This is a genomic window from Micropruina sp., assembly GCF_047602385.1.
In the GTDB taxonomy this organism is placed as follows: Bacteria; Actinomycetota; Actinomycetes; order Propionibacteriales; family Propionibacteriaceae; genus Micropruina.
Genome location: NZ_JASGHL010000005.1, coordinates 48892 through 64894, shown reverse-complemented (window position 1 = coordinate 64894; position 16003 = coordinate 48892). Strand labels below are relative to the sequence as shown.

Genomic DNA, 16003 nt, shown 5'->3' with positions numbered 1-16003 from the left:
GTGGCGACCGAACGCCTTGTCGCGCGTGCCGGCTGGCCGGCGCGACGACCGCCTCAGCGGCCGCGCATCGCCCGGTTGACGCCCTTCATGGTCGGCATCGGGCCGCGCGGCACCGGGATCTTCGGACGCATCGCGTCCAGTGCCCGGAGCCGCTGCTTCACCTCGGTGATCTGATGCGCCTGCAGCACGTTGGGCAACTTCTCGATGTGCTTCTGCAGGTTCTCCAGCGAGACCTCGCCCTGGCCGCGTCCGACCAGCACGTTGGTGACAGCGACGCCGTAGGCGACCTGCTCGTGCTTCTTGGTCTCGGTGGCCAGCAGGGCGCGAGCACGGGACGGGTTGCCCTCGGCGACCAGGACGATGCCGGGGCGTCCGATCACCCGGTGCACGATGTCCATCTGCCGGGTGGCGGCGATGCCCACCTCGTAGCTCCACTTGCGCTTGTTGAGAAGCTGGAACGCCACCTCGGCCGAGCCTGCCTGGCCTTCGTAGCGCTTGAAGTTGGCCTGCTTGACCCGCCAGGTGAGGACGCTCAGTACCAGGACCAGCGCGAGCATCACGCCGGTGATCAGCCACAGCCACCACGGCTGCACCCACAAGCCCACCAGGACCGACACGATGATCGGACCGGCCACGGCGGCCGTCGTCCACCACTTCAGTTGCGGGTCGACCTCGTTGGTGCGCCGGTAGGCCTCGATGATCTGCCGGACCCGCCCCCAGTCGCGGGGATCGTCGGAGTTCTTCTTGCGCAGCTTCTCGGCCTTGCGTTCGGCTTTCTGCTGGGCGGCGAGGGCTTTCGCCTTCTCACTTGCCATGGGTGCTGCTCCCGTTGATCGTGGCTGTGCTGATGGAGGTGCCGTTGGCCGGTGTGCCACCGTTGACCGGACGCGCCGAGCCATTGGCGCCGTTGGCGTGGCCGTTGGCGGCCTTCGCCTGGTCGCGCTCCAGCCGCCGCCGGGCCTCGATGGCGGTGCGATAGAGCCGTCCGGCGCGGTACGACGAGCGAACCAGCGGCCCGGACAGGACACCCACGAAGCCGATCTCGGTGGCCTCCTGCTCGAGCTCGCCGAACTCCTCGGGGGTCACCCAGCGGTCGATCGGATGATGCCGCGGCGAGGGCCGCAGGTACTGGGTGATGGTGAGCAGCTCGGTGCCGGCGTCGTACAGGTCGTGCAGCGCCTGGGTGATCTCTTCCCGGGTCTCGCCCATGCCGAGGATCAGGTTCGACTTGGTGACCAGGCCCTCCTCGCGCGACCAGCGCAGCACCTCGAGCGAACGGTCGTAGCGGAAGCCGGGACGGATCCGGCGGAAGATCCGCGGCACGGTCTCGACGTTGTGGGCGAACACCTCGGGCTTGGTGTCGAACAGCTGCTGCAGCAGGTGCCGGTGGCCGGAGAAGTCCGGGGCCAGCATCTCCACGCCCACCCCCGGATTGACGGTGTGGATCTGCCGGATGGTCTCGGCGTACAGCCAGGCGCCCTCGTCCTCCAGGTCGTCGCGGCAGACGCCGGTGACGGTGGCGTAGCGCAGCCCCATGGTCTGCACCGACTCGGCGACCCGCAGCGGTTCGCCCTTGTCGTAGCCGGACGGCTTGCGCGACTCGATCTGGCAGAAGTCGCAGCGCCGGGTGCAGGAGTCACCGCCGATCAGGAAGGTGGCCTCGCGGTCTTCCCAGCACTCGAAGATGTTGGGGCAACCCGCCTCCTGGCAGACCGTGTGCAGCTGCTCGTCCTTCACCAGCTTGGTCAGCTGCCGGTACTCGGGACCCATCCGCGCGGTGGTCTTGATCCACGGCGGCTTGCGCTCGATCGGGGTCTGGGAGTTCTTGACCTCGAGCCGCAGCAACCGGCGGCCCGCGGGCGGACTCGACGGCGGCGGGCTGACGGCATCGTCTGCAAGGGTCACCGCGTCATCTTATCCCCACCGGCCCCGGCCATTCCGAGTGCTCCGCCCAGAGCGGACGCGGCGTCCGGTCAGCCCGCCAGTGGGTGCCCCTGATCGTCGGTGGCACTCGCCTGGCTGGAGAACCGCGGCAGGAACACCAGGTAGGAATCGTCGGCGCGGCGGACCGCGACCGCGCCGTCCTGCCAGCTGCCGTTGGACGCGGCCCACTGCGAGTTCACCGGATCGCCCTGGTTCTGGTGGACGTTATGGACGCCGAGGCCGGTGGCGAACGGCTCGCCCCAGACCAGGACCGGGCCGCCGATGGCGAGGATCTGCTCCAGCGCCTCGCTCGCCTCAAGATTGCTGCCGGTGCGCCAGGGCCGGTAGATCACGTTGATCAAACGCGAGGCCGCCGACCAGCCCAGAAGCCCGCGGTGCTTCAGCCCCGTCCACAGGAACCTCCAGGTGCGGGCGATCGGATGCCTGATGTGGTCCAGAGCCCCGCTGGTCGAGGTGGAGGCCAACGGATGCCAGCCCGGCGGCAGGACCGCGACGACGGCGAGGTCGGCGGCGGTGGCCGGCACCACCTTCCACTGGACGCCGGTCGCCGACTGGTGACTGTCGACGTCCACCGCGGCCCGGTAGCGGCCGTCGGCACTGTCGATGGTCAGCATCACGTGGTACCAGCGGCCCTGGTTGTCCGGCCGGTCGCGCTCGTGCGCAACAAGCGTGCCGACCAGCACGCCGTAGCCGTGGTCGAGTGGCATTGAGGCACCCCCTCTCTGCGTGCAGGAGAGTCAGGAGGTGACGGCTGATACTCCGGGCAGGGCGAACTCGGCGACCCGCTGATAGGGCCGCAGTGCGAGCAACTCCGCCAGGTGCGGCTCGATCGCCCGAGCCACCTCGACCAGGGTGGGTGCGGCACCGTCCAGTTCGGCGGCCATCGACGTCACCGCGGCGTCGGTGATCCCGCAGGGCACGATGTTGTCGAACCCGCTGAGTTGGCTGGTCACGTTGAGGGCGAAGCCGTGCAGGGTGGTCTGCCGCGAGACCCGGATGCCGATCGCGGCGATCTTGCGCTCGGGCCTGGTCGCACTCGGCGCGAGCCAGACGCCGGTGCGGCCGTCCACGCGTCCGGAGCGGATACCGTAGTCGGCAAGCACTCGGATGAGGGCCTCCTCAACCCTGCGGACGTAGTCGACCACCCCGATGCCGCGAGGGAGGAAGATGATCGGGTACCCGACCAACTGGCCCGGACCGTGCCAGGTGATCTTGCCGCCGCGGTCCACGTCCACCACCGGGGTGCCGTCGAAAGGGCGCTCGTGGGGTTCGGTGCGGCGTCCGGCGGTGTAGACCGGAGGGTGCTCGACGAACAGCACCTGCGGCGGAAGTTCGCCCGCTGCCACCCGGGCGTGCACCTCGCGCTGGTACTGCCAGGTCGGCACGTACTCACTCAGCCGCGGTGGGACGTCCGTCAGCCCCAGGTACTGGAACTCGACCGGACGATCATCGGCCTGGCGTGGCTCGGACACCCCGGCAGTCTATGTCCGACAGCCATTCGGTCTTGGTTCAATCGGTGCCGCGATGGCCATGGTGTGCCGGTCGGCACAGCAGTGGTGGTAGGCACCGTTGTCGTCCACACACCGTTGCCTGCCCGTCCGTGGGATCACCGCATGGGCCGGACACAGGCCGTGGTCTCGTAGCCAGCATCGGCGAGCTGAACGCCCGTACGATCTCGGGATCGTGCCAGGGTGCCCACTCGTATGCACGATTTCGCGCTAGAGCCCGAGGTTGTGCACTCAGGTGGGCATCGTGTGACGATCCCGAGATCGTGTTCCGCCGCTGCGGCCACCAGAGCGGCGACGGAGTTATCCACAGATCGTCGGCGGCACCTTTTCGATCGGCTCGTCTGCAGCCACGATGAACCGGTGCTACCGATGGAGTTGCTACAGCTGAAGATGTTCGAGACCTCCGATGCGCGCCACGCCGGCGTCAGCCCGAACGACCTGCGGGTGGCGGTGGCATCCGGTGAGTTGGTGCGGCTCAAGCGAGGCTGGTACACCGCCAATCGACTCGAGTGGCCGGCCGATCGGCACCGGCTGCTCACCGAAATCGAGAGCCGGGAGCGGCTCTGGGCGATTCCAAGTCACTACTCGGCAGCTCTGCTGTTCGGCCTGCCGGTGTTCCGCCCGGATTGGAGCGTGATCCATCTGATGCGGACGGAGCACGGACCCGCGCAGAACCGCGCCGGGGTGGTCATTCACAAGAAGGTCGGCGAGCACGCAGGACCTAGTGTTGCGCTGGCCGTTGCGCAGACCGCACTCTTCTGCCCCGTGTCGGGGCTGATGGCTTACGATGCGGCGTTGCACTCCCAGCAGATCAGTCCCGTGGACCTGGACGCCGTCGCCAAGCAACTCACCGGCTGGACGGGATGCGCTCACGTCGGCGTCGTGCGACGGCTCGGCGACCGGCGCCGGGAGTCGCCGCTGGAGTCCCGGACGGCCCTCACCTTTGATCGCTGGGGGATGGTCATCGAGTCGCAGTTCGCTGTACCGGGAACGACTTTCACCGCGGACGGACGCATCCGTGGCACCCGGCTGCTGGTCGAGTGTGATGGGGAGGGCAAGTACCCTGACCAGGCCGCGGTGCTCGCTGAGAAGGCCCGCGAGAACGAGAACCGAGCGCATGGGTGGGCGATGGTGCGGGTCACCGACGACCTGCTCGACCGGCCGAAGTTGCTGCACGCCCGGGTCCTCTCGGCGCTCAAGTCAGCTCGTGGACTTGGGGAAGCAGCGGCCTGATTGGGCCTGCCGAGCCCTCTTGGCTTCGCCCTGTGCTCCCACGCTCATCCCACGCTGGCTGGGATGGATGCCGCCATCGTCTGCGTGACCGATGGAGCGCACGATCGCGGGATCGTCACACGGTGCCGATCGCGATGCACGATTTCGCGCTGCAACCCGAAATCGTGCATCCGACTGGTCACCCTGGCACGATCCCGAGATCGTGTAGGCCGAGTGCTGAGCGCTCGTGTGGTGATGCCGCGGAAACGCCGCCGCGTGCGCGGCCGGCATGCCGAAGAAGCCCCTAGGCAGGCATCCGTGCCGCGGTGCAGCGATCGGGACGCCACCGGTGGGTCAGGGAGGGCCGTCGGGCCGGAGCGACATGGCCTAGGACGCGCGGCGGTCCGCCGTTCGCAGCTGTCGGCGGGGCATCACCCGGACGCGACGATGCCCGCCACCCCGTGGGGGACGGGCACCGTCAGGTGGAGATGTTCAGCCGATCACAGGCCGACCTCGGCGGCGAAGTCACCCGCCTCCAGGCGGTGCTTGACCGCGGAGAGGAAGCGGGCGGCGTCCGCGCCGTCGACCAGACGATGGTCGTAGCTGAGCGACAGGTACATCATGTCGCGCACCGCGATCACCTCGCCGAGCTTGGGATCCTTGACCACCATCGGACGCTTCACCAGCGCCCCGGTGCCCAGGATCGCCGCCTGCGGCTGGTTGATGATCGGGGTGTCGAACAGGGTGCCGGCCGACCCGTAGTTGGTGATGGTGAAGGTGCCGCCCGACATCTCGTCCGGACCGAGCTGGTTGTTGCGGGCCCGCTTGGCCAGGTCGCCGATCTTCCGGGCGATGCCGGCGATGCTGAGGTCACCGGCGTCCTTGATCACCGGGACCAGCAGGCCACGATCGGTGTCCACCGCGAGGCTGAGGTGTTCGGCGTCGTGGTAGGTGATCGTGCCGGCCTCGATGTCCATGGTGGCGTTGACCTTGTCGAACTGCTTCAGCGATTCGCAGACCGCCTTGCAGATGAACGGCAGGTAGGACAGCGAGGCGCCCTCGCGCTGGCGGAAGTCCACCTTGGCCTGATTGCGCAGCCGGCTGATGTTGGTGAAGTCCACCTCGACGGTGCCGGTGAGCTGGGCCGCCACCTGCAGCGATTCGACCATCCGCTTGGCGATCACCGAGCGCATCCGGCTGATCTTCTCGGTGGTGCCACGCTTGGACGCCGCCGGCGGAGCAGCCGGCGCGGACGCCGGTGCTGCGGGGGCGGACGCCGCGGGGGCGCGAGCCGGTGCCGGAGCCTCGGCCGCCTTCTTGGCTTCTTCCTCGGCCTTCTTGGCAGCCTCGGCGGCGTCCAGGACGTCCTGCTTGCGGATCCGGCCACCGACCCCGGTGCCGGTCACCGCGGACAACTGCAGACCGTGCTGAGCAGCCAGCTTGCGGACCAGCGGCGTGACGTAGCCGACATCCTCGGCCTCGGCCTGCGGCGCGGCCGGAGCCGGTGCCGCCGGCTTCGGTGCCGCCGGAGCGGGGGCCGGGGACGCGGCGGGCGCCGGAGCTGCCGCGGGGGACGCCGGCGATGCGGCCGGAGCCGGAGCGGCGGGTGCTTCGGGGGCGGCTTCGGCCGGGGCTGCGCCAGGCTCGCCGATCACGGCGATCACCGATCCGACCGCGGCAGTCTCGTCCTCGTTCACCCGGATCTCGAGCAGGACGCCGCCGGTCGGCGCCGGGATCTCGGTGTCCACCTTGTCGGTGGAGACCTCGACGATCGGCTCGTCGGCCTCCACTGTGTCGCCGACCTGCTTGAGCCACCGGGAGATGGTGCCCTCGGTGACGGACTCGCCGAGCTGGGGCAGCTTGACCTCGGTGCCGGACGCCGCGCCACCTCCGGACGGCTGGGCCGCCGGTGCGGCGTCGGCCTCTTCGGCGGCCGCCTCGTCGGCGCCGGGCGCGTCGTCGGGTGACGGCGCTTCCTCAGCGGGTGCCGGCTCGTCGGCCGGTGCGGAATCGCCGGCCTCACTCGGATCGCCGATCACCGCGAGGACCGAGCCGACGGCGGCGGTCTCGTCCTCGGCCACCTTGATCTCCAGGATCACGCCGGCGGCGGGTGAGGGGATTTCGGTGTCCACCTTGTCGGTGGAGACCTCCACGATGGGCTCGTCCACCTCGACGGTGTCGCCGACCTGCTTGAGCCAGCGAGAAACCGTGCCCTCGGTGACACTCTCACCCAGGGCGGGCAAAGGAACGGGCGTTGACATGAGTTGGTCTCCTTCGACGGACTGCCAGAACCAGTCCACACCCTATCCGGTCGCTGCCGCCTTTGAGCAGGTGACGCCGAGTGCAATTCACCAATGCCCGCCGACTCCCGTGCACAATGGCTGCGTGGCGCTCAACTGGCTATTCGGACGGAGGCGGAACTCGGGTCCGCCGGTGGAACGCGCCACCATCGCGCACCTGGAGGAATTCGTGGCCACCCGCCGGGGTGTCGAGGCGTTCCTTGAGCCGCAGACCACAATGACCAGGACCAGCCTGCTGCTGGTGGCAGCCGACGGGGAGTGGACGCGGCGCTCGATCGAATCGCCCGGCTGGGGACGCCAGTTCACCTCGCGCCACGCGCTGCCGTTGTACGACGCCGCCGTGGTCGGCTATCCGCAGCGGATGCGGGACTTCAACGCCCGGCAGAAGGGCCGCCGGGTCACCGAGTAGCTCCTCGTCGGTCGAGCATCCTGGGCTGCTGGGTTTCGGCAAGCTCAACCAGCGGTGGTGGGGACAGGTCAGCCAGCGGTGGTGGGGACGGATCGACCGGCGGAGGGTTTCGACAAGCTCAACCAGCGGTGGCGGGACAGCTCAACCATCTGTGGTTCTCAACCCAGGGCCTCATCGATCCGGTCGAGTTGCTCGGCCAGGTCGACCACGCCGCGATAGGCCTCGACCAGGGCTGCCGCCAGCGCCACGCCGTCGCCGGGCTGGGCGCCGCCGAACGCTGTCGCCGCCGCACCCCCGCAGGCCCACAGGCCGGGCACCGGGGTGCCGTCGGTGCGCAGGACCCGGGAACGTTCGTCGATCACCAGCCCGCCCGCGGTCCCGGCGTCCCCCGGGTAGAGCCGGACTCCCCAGAACGGTTGCCGGTCGACCGAGCCCAGGCAGGGGTTCCGGCGCAGCAGCGGGTCGCCGAAGTACTTGTCCCAGACGCTGTCGCCGCGCCGGAAGTCGGTGTCGCGGCCGCGTTTGGCGAGCTGGTTGAATGCCACCACGCTGCCCAGCAGCCCGGCCCGATCGATCCCCAGCGACTCGGCCAACTCGTCCAGGGACGCCGCTCGGACCAACTCGCCGGCCTCGATCGCCGCCTTCGGCGATGAGCCCGCCGGCCACGGTCCGAGGGCGTGCTGCTTGCGGTGCCGGCTGTCCATGATGAGAAACGACGGCACCGAGCGCTGCCCGCGGTTGTGCTCATACATCCGCCGGCCCGCCCAGACCCCGGGTTCGGCCTCGTTGTAGTAGCGGTCGCCGGCAACGTCGACGATCAGCCCATGCGGTGTCACCCGGGCGGCGTCCACCCGGTGGGCCTCGCCGTCGGCGAGCAGCACCGGTGTCCACCAGGCGCGGTCGAGCTCGGCGAGCGCGGCGTCCACCTGGGCGCCTGCCCGCAGCGCGGCGCCGTCGTTGCCGCCACCGACCGACCAGTCAGATGAGGTCGGTGCCGGCAGATACTGCTCCCGCAGGTCCTGGTCGGCCTCGAAACCGCCGCAGGCCAGCAGGACGCCCCGCTCGGCGGTCACGTCGACTTCGCCGTCCTCACGATCGACCCGGACGCCGGTGACCGCACCGTCGGCGACCAGCAGCTCGGTCATCGGCGACTCCAGCCAGATCTCGACCCCGCTGCCGACCGCCCGGCGCAGCAGTTCGGCGACCAGCGTGCCGCCGGTGCTCGGCTGGGACCCGCCGCCGAGGCGGCGTAAGCGCGCCCGCAGTCCAAGGCCCGCGTCGGCCTCGGAGCTGCGCAGTCGTCCGGCCCACTCCTCGTCCAGCCGCACCGCGGACGCCTTGGCTCGCAGCGTTCGCCCCTGGGCCTTGGCGCCGTCGGCGTCCGGCCGGCAGTCGGGCAGCCCTTTGACCACCTCCAGCCCGATCCTGGACGAGACCAGCCAGCGAGCCACCACCGCGGCCGTCCGGGCGAAGGCGGCGCGGCGGGCGAGGGTCACGTCGTCGGCCGGCGTGGCCAGCGCGTCCAGGTAGCCGAGCGCCTGCTCGGCGGAATCGGTGGGCGCGCCGCCGCGTCCCGTCAGGTCGTTGCCGGGCATCCACAGGTGGCCGTCCGAGCCGGCCGTCGCGCCACCGACCATGGCCGTTCGTTCGACGACCAGAACCCGATTCCCGAGCCGCCGGGCGGCGACGGCTGCCAGCAGACCGGCGGCGCCGGCGCCGACGATCACCACATCGGTGCGCACGGGGTCAGCTTTGCAGGGACTGTGCCAGGGCCACCAGGGTGCGTACTGCCATGCCGGTGCCGCCGGTGGGCACGTAGTCGTAGGGGCCGTCGTCGTTGAACGCCGGGCCGGCGATGTCCAGGTGCGCCCACGGCGTGCCGTCCGGGACGAAGTGGTGCAGGAACGCGGCGGCCGTCAGCGCGCCGCCGTACCGGTTGCCGCCCGAGCGCAGGTCGGCGACCTTGGAGTCCAGCTTCTTCCGGGTGCCGTCCGGGATCGGCAGCTGCCAGAACGCCTCGCCCGCCGACTCCGCCGCGTCCAGCACGTGGTCGGCGGCGGCGTCGTCGCTGGCCATCAGGCCGGCCACCCGCTCGCCGAGCGCCACCATGCAGGCGCCGGTCAAGGTGGCGACGTCGAGGATCAGGTCGGGGGAGTCCTCGCCGGCCCGGGCCAGGGCGTCCGCCATCACCAGCCGGCCCTCGGCGTCGGAGTTGACGTTCTCGACCGTGCTGCCGCCGTACATGGTGAGGACGTCGGAGGGCCGGTATGCGGTGCCGGAAGGCATGTTCTCGGCCATCGCCGCGTACGCGGTGACCCGCACCTTCAGGCCCAGCTGGGCGATCGCCCGGGTGGCGGCCAGTACCGCGGCGGCGCCGGCCATGTCGCACTTCATCGTGTACATGCCCTCGGACGGCTTCAGGTTCAGCCCGCCGGTGTCGAAGGTGATGCCCTTGCCGACCAGGGCCAGATGGGTCTTCGCTCCGCGCGGCGCGTAGCCGAACCGGACCAGCCGCGGCCCCCGGGAGGAGCCGCCGCCGACCGCGGTCAGCCCGCCATAGCCACCCCGCTCCAAGGCCTTGTCGTCGAGTACTTCGACATCGATCCGGGTGCCCTTGGCGGCAGTCTTGGCGGCCTCGGCGAAGGTCTCCGGATAGAGCACGTTGGCCGGCGTGTTCACCCAGTCGCGGGCCAGGCAGACCGCCGTCGCGACCGTCCTGGCCACCTCGACGGCACGGCGTGCCTCGGGCTTGGCCGACGAACTGACCACGGTGACCGAGCCGATCGCCGGTTTGGGCTCCTTGCCGCTGAGCTTGACGAACCGGTAGGCGCCGAGCAACGCGCCCTCGGCGGCACCCTTGACCACTTCGGGCTCCACCGCGTCCAGGCAGAGCGCGACGTGCAGCGGCCGGTCGCCGGCCAGAGCGGCCGCCGCCCGGACACCGGTGCCGGCGGCGCGCCGGACCTGCTCGGGGGTCACGTCGGTCTCGCCCAGCCCGACCGCGATGATCCGGACGCCGTCCGCGCCGGCCAGCGTGACGGTGCCACCGGGCCTGGCCTCCGCGCCCAGGTCGCGGACCACCTTCAGCAGCGGCCGCCCGTAGAGCTTGGCCGCGCGCTGGTCGACCTCGTCCGGGACGCCGACCAGCACCGGAGCTCCTGCACTCTCGGCAACACCGACGATCACCACGTCGGCGTCCCGCGGGCATGAGGTGGCCAGGGTCAGAGCGGGAAGTGTGAATGCGGTCACGAGGCGTCCTATCCGTGCGGCGGAGGTCGTTGGTCAGCCTAGTGGGCGGTCGCCCCTGATGCGTGGCCCGGGCGAGTGCCGGGCACGCACCCCGCGTCGTGCTCCCCTGGACGAACTTTGCCCGCCGGACCAGGCCACACCGAGTGGTCGGCGCGTCGCGGCTCAGACTCTGCCGCGCTCGTCGATCGGGCGACTCCGGTAGTCGTTCCAGGCATCGATCACCTCCCGGCGGGAGGCATCCGGATGCTGTGCGTGCCAGGCGCGGGTGAATCGGTTGTACTCGAACTGGCCGGCGACGTCACGCGGACCCTGGTCGCGGGTGGCATGCCAGTGGGCGACGGCGTCGCCGAGGGTCTGGGTGCCGTCGGCCTCGTCGAAGAACTCGCGCATCGGGGCGTCGAAGCGGAAGCCGGTGCCGAGTCGGGCCACGAACCAGGTGCGGAGGTGCTGACTGCAGCGCTGACCCGCCGGGATCGCCGTGTCCGCGGTCAGCGGGCCGGACAGTTGGGCGGCGTTGGGCGTGCTCGATCGGGGCTCGGCGAACGGACGGCCGGCCAGCCGGGCCTCAATCCGGTCGGTGAGCTGCTGCTTGCCGCCGCCGGCCCGGATGCCGAGCACCCGCGCGAACTGCTGCAGCTCGGCTTTCAGCCAGTACCAGCGGATGAACTCGGCTGCCGGTAGCCCGGGCTGAAGTTCGGGGCGGGTCCGGCTCACGACTGCACTCCGGGCGGGTTCATCCGGGGAGAGTAACCGGTTCCTCGCCTGCGGGGGGCCGCCGGCTGCCTGCGGGGCATGCGATCCTGAGCCGATGAGCAGCTTCGCCTTCGCCACCGCCGCCCGGATCGCCTTCGGAGCGGGCAGCGCCGGGCAGTTGCCCGGCGTGGTCGCCGAGTTCGGTTCGCGTCCGCTGGTCTGCACCGGCGCCATCCCGGACCGCTTCGCCGCCCTGATCGCCGGTCTGGACGGCGTCCGCACCTGGCCGGTCGCCGGCGAGCCGACCCTGGACGACGTCCGCGCCGGGGTGGCCGCCGCCCGGGAACATGGCGCGGACGTGGTGGTCGGGCTGGGCGGTGGCGCGGTGCTGGACGCGGCCAAGCTGATCGCCGCGTTGGCGCCCAACGACGGCGACGTCCTCGACTACGTGGAAGTGATCGGTGCCGGCCGGCCGCCGGCGCGGACTCCACTGCCGTTCATCGCCGTCCCGACCACGGCCGGCACCGGTTCCGAGGTCACCATGAACGGCGTGGTGAGCTCGCCTGAGCACGGGGTCAAGGTGAGCATGCGGCACCCCTCGATGCTGGCCCGGGTGGCGCTGATCGACCCCGAGCTCACCCTCGGCTGCCCGCCGACGGTGACCGCGTCGTCCGGTCTGGACGCGCTGACCCAGTGCCTGGAACCGTACGTGTCGCCGTTCGCGAACCCGATCACCGACGGGCTCTGTGCCGAGGGCCTGCGACGAGCCGGACGCGGGCTGCGCCGGGCCCACGCCGTCGGCGACGACCTGGAGGCGCGGACCGACATGGCGCTGTGCTCGCTGCTCGGCGGGATCGCGCTGGCCAATGCCAAGCTCGGCGCGGTGCACGGCCTGGCGGGGGTGATCGGCGGCCTCACCGGTGCCCCGCACGGCCTCACCTGCGCCACCCTGTTGGTCGAATGCTGCCGCGGCACGGTGACGGCGCTGCGCGAGCGACAGCCGGACAGCCCGGCGCTGGGCCGCTACGCCGAGGCGGGCGAGCTGCTCTCCGGGACGGCAGGGGTGGGCGCGTTGCTGGACTGGCTGGCCGAGACCGTCCGGCTGCTCGGCGTCCCGACCGTCGCCGAGATCGGCGTCAGCGCCGAGCAGTACCCGCAGATCTGCCGGCAGGCCGCGGCCTCGTCGTCGATGAAGGGCAACCCGATCGTGCTGGACGCCGCCGAACTGGAGGCGATCCTGCGCCGATCCGCCTGAGCGCTGTTCGACAGGCTCAACCACCGTTGGTCGAGCTTGTCGAGACCCGGACGGACGGGCGAGAGAGGTTTCGACAAGCTCAACCACCGTTGGTCGAGCTTGTCGAGACCTCGGCAACCAACCGTGAAAGGTTCGGCAGGCTCAACGACGACTGCGTCAACCAACGACGAGCTCAACCAGGAGTGAGCGGGAATTCGCTCGCGATCGGGGTTCCGTAAGCTCGCACCCGTGCACGACGACCAGCCGAGGGTTCGCCTGCTCGGCCCGGTGCAGATCGCGGGCCGGGACGGACGCCTCGTCGACCCGCCCGGCGCCCGGTTGAAGGCCCTGGTGGTGGCCTTGGCCCTGCAACCGGGCCAGCCGCACAGCGTGCAGACACTCACCGACCAGCTCTGGGCGGACGAACCGCCGCGGGCGCCGCGGGCCGCGATCCAGACCCTGGTGTCGCGGCTGCGGGCGGTTGCCGCGGACGGCCTGGTGACCTTCGGCGCCGCCGGCTACAGCCTCACCGTCGCCACCGAACAGATCGACCTGGGCCGGGCCCGGACCCATCTCGCCACCGCCCGGACGTCCACCGACCCGGCGGCCGCGCTCGTCGAACTGGACTGCGCGCTGGCCCTGTGGCGCGGCGAACCCGGCGCCGATCAGGGCGACGCGCCGATCCAGGAACTACTCCGCGCCCAGGCCGACGCGTTGCGGCTCGACCTGATCGCCGAACGGGCCCGACGCGGTGCCGAGGCCGGCGATGTCGTCCGGGCCTCCGCCGATCTGGGGCAGCTGGTTCAGGCGCGTCCGTTCGACGAGGCCGCGTTGGCCTCTTATCTGGAGAGCCTGGCCGCCCAGGGTCGAATCCCGGAGGCACTGGCCGCGTTCGCCGTGCACCGGGAGCGGCTGGCCGACGAGTTGGGCAGTTCGCCCGGACCGGCGCTGATCGAGCTGAACACCCGGCTGCTGCGCGCGGCCGAACCCGATCCGCGGCCGAGGCGGCGGGTCGGCGTCCGGGCCGCGCCGAACGAACTGATCGGACGCGACGAGGACCTGCAGCGGGTCGAGGCGCTGCTGCGTCATTCCCGGCTGGTCACCGTTCTAGGCACCGGAGGGCTGGGCAAGACCCGGCTCGCCCAGGCTCTGGCCGAACGATCCCGACGGCCGGTGGTGATCGTGGTGGAACTGGCCGGCGTGCGCAGCGATGAGGACGTCACGCTCGCGCTGGCGTCCACCCTCGGCATCCGGGAGAGCACCACCGGCCAGCGGCTCGGCGAGGCCCTGCCGCGCGCCGACGTGCGGTCCCGGATCATCGGCCAGCTGGCCGAGCGGCCCACCCTGCTGGTGATGGACAACTGCGAACACCTGGTCGAGGGCGCCGCCGCGTGGATCGCGGAGACGCTCGCGGCCGCACCCGAGCTGCGGGTGCTGGCCACCAGCCGCAGCCCGTTGGCAATCGGTGCCGAGGCGGTCTATCCGCTGGAGCCGCTGGTGGCCAGCGCCGACGGCCCGGCGGTGCGGCTGTTCCTGGAGCGGGCTCGTGCCGTCCGTCCCGGCGCGAACCTGCCAGTGCCGGCCGTGCAGCGGTTGTGTACCCACCTGGACGGGTTGCCGTTGGCGATCGAGCTGGCCGCGGCCCGCGTCCGGTCGATGACCGTGGAGCAGATCGAGGCCAGGCTGGGCAACCGGTTCGCGCTGCTGGCCGGCGGCGACCGCAGCGCACCGGAGCGCCACCGCACCCTGCAGGCGGTGATCGAATGGAGCTGGCGGCTGCTCAGTCCCGACGAGCAGAACGCGCTCCGCCTGCTCAGCGTCTTCCCCGACGGCTTCTCGGCCGAGGCCGCGGCGACGGTGACCGGTGGTGACTGGGCCGACGACCTGTTGGACGGACTGATCGGCCAGTCGCTGCTCACCGTCGCCGAGGAACCGCTGACTTCCGGCTTGCGCTATCGGATGCTGGAGACCGTCCGCGAGTTCGGCCAGGCGGAACTCGCCGCCGCCGGTCAGCAGGATGCGGCCCGCGAGGCGCTGTTCCGTTGGGCGCACGATTTCGCCGACGGCAACCTGCCCCGGCTGCCGGATCTGGCGGTGGTCCGGACGATCACCCTGGAGCAGGACAACCTGGTGACAGTGTTGCGGCAGGCGATCACCGGCGACCGTCCCGCCGTCGTGGTGACGGTGTTCGCGCTACTCAGCTACTACTGGACCATTCGCGGCGCGCACAGCGAGGTGTACGCGTTCTCCACCGAGGTGCTCGAGGCCGTCCGGCACTACGAGCCTGACGAGCCCCAGGTGGACGCGACCGTGCTCAGCTACGCGCTGCTGACCGTGACGACCCTGGCCGAACAGAACGAGGCCTGGGTGCGGGCCTACGCCCGGCTGCGGTGGCTGGTCCGGCGACACCAGGTGACCGCGCCCGATCTGGCGGCGATCGCCGAGTTCCTCGCGGCGGGACCGGACCGGGAGCGGGCGGCGGCGGTGGTGGCGCGGATGCGGGAGTCCGACGACGTGAGCACCGCGCTGCTCGGCGAACTGTTCACCTCCCAGGAGGCGGAGAACGCCGGCCGCCCGGACGAGGCGACCGCCGCCGCGCGCCGGGCCTGGCAGCTGGCCGGCCGGGCCGGCGACCTGTGGCGCGGCCCGATGGCCGCGATGATCCTGGCCGGCCTGGCCACCCAGCGCGCCGACCCGGTGGAGGCGCTGTACTGGGCCGATCGCGCCGAAGGCGGCTTGCGCGAGTTGCAGGCCGACGACGACCTGCGCCAACTCGACTGGAGCCGGGCCGGCGCGTTGATCGGTCTCGGACGCGTCGACGAGGCCCGGGTGCTGCTGGAGCGGCTGCAGACCTCGAGTCCGCCGGACGCCGCCCGCGCCGAGTACGCCGCGATGGCGGAATGCGGGCTTGCCGAGTTGGCCCGGCTGGAAGGCGACCCGCAGCGCGGCATCGAGCACTACCGGCAGGCCCTGGAGCATTACCGCAACCCGGCCCAACGTGGTTCGCCGTGGCACGGCATGGTGCTGGCGGCGCTGCTGTCGGCCGCCGTCGCGGACGGTTCCCTGGATGCCGCGGAGCAGGCCGGGTACGCCCGGCGACTGAGGTTCCGGGCACTGGTGATGAACCGCGTCCGCCCCGCCGGAGTCGACGACCGGCCGATCCTCGGTGCCCAGGCTCTGGCTCTTTCCGCCTGGCTGCTCACCCGCCCGGAGTTCGGCGCCCGCGGCCTCGAACTGTTGGGGCTGGCCGAGCGCCTGCACAGCCGGCAGGATCTGCCCTCGCTGCATTGGGCACCGCACCGAGCCGCGGCCGAGGCCATCGCCGGTCCGGACGCCGTCGCGCAGGCCCGGCTGGCGGCGTCCGAGCTCTCGCTGGAGGACGCCGCCGACCGGGCCCGCGAACTCATCGCCCTCGCCCTTGGTTGAGCGGGACCGACAGCGTCGCAGGTTGAGC

Annotated in this window: 12 protein-coding genes; 4 read left to right on the top strand and 8 right to left on the bottom strand. The window is 71.3% G+C overall.

From position 1 onward, the window contains the following. Window positions 1-53 precede the first annotated feature (53 nt). The 4 genes from QM711_RS15850 to lipB all read right to left on the bottom strand — a co-directional run bounded on the left by QM711_RS15850 (window position 54) and on the right by lipB (window position 3416). Entirely contained in the window at window positions 54-815 is a 762-nt protein-coding gene (locus QM711_RS15850; protein ID WP_415101065.1) for a DUF4191 domain-containing protein, read from the bottom strand. Continuing rightward, window positions 805-1905: a lipoyl synthase gene (gene lipA, locus QM711_RS15845; protein ID WP_415101063.1), complete on the bottom strand. Its 1101-nt coding sequence runs from the start codon at window positions 1903-1905 to the stop codon at window positions 805-807. The genes QM711_RS15850 and lipA overlap by 11 nt, the downstream gene beginning before the upstream one ends. Before the next feature lie 68 nt (window positions 1906-1973). After that, entirely contained in the window at window positions 1974-2651 is a 678-nt protein-coding gene (locus QM711_RS15840) for a DUF2278 family protein (protein WP_415101061.1), read from the bottom strand. A gap of 30 nt (window positions 2652-2681) precedes the next feature. After that, entirely contained in the window at window positions 2682-3416 is a 735-nt protein-coding gene (gene lipB, locus QM711_RS15835; RefSeq protein WP_415101059.1) for a lipoyl(octanoyl) transferase LipB, read from the bottom strand. Window positions 3417-3821: 405 nt separating this feature from the next. Between lipB and QM711_RS15830 the strand changes: the two genes are divergently transcribed. Then, the gene (locus QM711_RS15830) at window positions 3822-4685 is read left to right on the top strand and encodes a type IV toxin-antitoxin system AbiEi family antitoxin domain-containing protein (RefSeq protein WP_415101057.1); all 864 of its coding nucleotides are present in this window, start codon (window positions 3822-3824) and stop codon (window positions 4683-4685) included. 479 nt (window positions 4686-5164) lie between these two features. On the opposite strand, the gene sucB is transcribed toward QM711_RS15830, so the two are convergent. Continuing rightward, the gene (gene sucB / locus QM711_RS15825; protein WP_415101055.1) at window positions 5165-6925 is read right to left on the bottom strand and encodes a 2-oxoglutarate dehydrogenase, E2 component, dihydrolipoamide succinyltransferase; all 1761 of its coding nucleotides are present in this window, start codon (window positions 6923-6925) and stop codon (window positions 5165-5167) included. A gap of 124 nt (window positions 6926-7049) precedes the next feature. Here sucB and QM711_RS15820 point away from each other — a divergent pair, with 124 nt between their 5' ends. After that, complete coding sequence (locus QM711_RS15820) at window positions 7050-7373, top strand: hypothetical protein (protein ID WP_415101054.1); 324 nt, start codon at window positions 7050-7052, stop codon at window positions 7371-7373. Between the two features lie 158 nt (window positions 7374-7531). Here QM711_RS15820 and QM711_RS15815 read toward each other — a convergent pair whose 3' ends face one another. The 3 genes from QM711_RS15815 to QM711_RS15805 all read right to left on the bottom strand — a co-directional run bounded on the left by QM711_RS15815 (window position 7532) and on the right by QM711_RS15805 (window position 11336). Next, entirely contained in the window at window positions 7532-9115 is a 1584-nt protein-coding gene (locus QM711_RS15815; protein ID WP_415101051.1) for an FAD-dependent oxidoreductase, read from the bottom strand. 4 nt (window positions 9116-9119) lie between these two features. After that, window positions 9120-10622, bottom strand: coding sequence for a leucyl aminopeptidase (locus QM711_RS15810; RefSeq protein ID WP_415101049.1), 1503 nt, complete (start codon window positions 10620-10622; stop codon window positions 9120-9122). Between the two features lie 162 nt (window positions 10623-10784). Then, a complete protein-coding gene (locus tag QM711_RS15805) occupies window positions 10785-11336 on the bottom strand; it encodes a DUF6434 domain-containing protein (RefSeq protein WP_415101047.1) in 552 nt (183 codons plus the stop codon). A gap of 94 nt (window positions 11337-11430) precedes the next feature. Between QM711_RS15805 and QM711_RS15800 the strand changes: the two genes are divergently transcribed. Further along, window positions 11431-12570 carry an iron-containing alcohol dehydrogenase gene (locus QM711_RS15800; protein ID WP_415101045.1) on the top strand — a complete coding sequence of 380 codons (1140 nt, stop codon included), beginning with the start codon at window positions 11431-11433 and terminating at the stop codon, window positions 12568-12570. Between the two features lie 228 nt (window positions 12571-12798). Next, a complete protein-coding gene (locus QM711_RS15795; RefSeq protein ID WP_415101043.1) occupies window positions 12799-15975 on the top strand; it encodes a BTAD domain-containing putative transcriptional regulator in 3177 nt (1058 codons plus the stop codon). Window positions 15976-16003 lie beyond the last annotated feature (28 nt).

Bases quoted from the DNA above. Each gene is read 5' to 3' on its own strand.
- QM711_RS15850 (WP_415101065.1), bottom strand. From the start codon at position 815: ATGGCAAGTGAGAAGGCGAAAGCCCTCGCCGCCCAGCAGAAAGCCGAA.
- QM711_RS15840 (WP_415101061.1), bottom strand. From the start codon at position 2,651: ATGCCACTCGACCACGGCTACGGCGTGCTGGTCGGCACGCTTGTTGCG.
- QM711_RS15830 (WP_415101057.1), top strand. From the start codon at position 3,822: ATGGAGTTGCTACAGCTGAAGATGTTCGAGACCTCCGATGCGCGCCAC.
- sucB (WP_415101055.1), bottom strand. From the start codon at position 6,925: ATGTCAACGCCCGTTCCTTTGCCCGCCCTGGGTGAGAGTGTCACCGAG.
- QM711_RS15800 (WP_415101045.1), top strand. From the start codon at position 11,431: ATGAGCAGCTTCGCCTTCGCCACCGCCGCCCGGATCGCCTTCGGAGCG.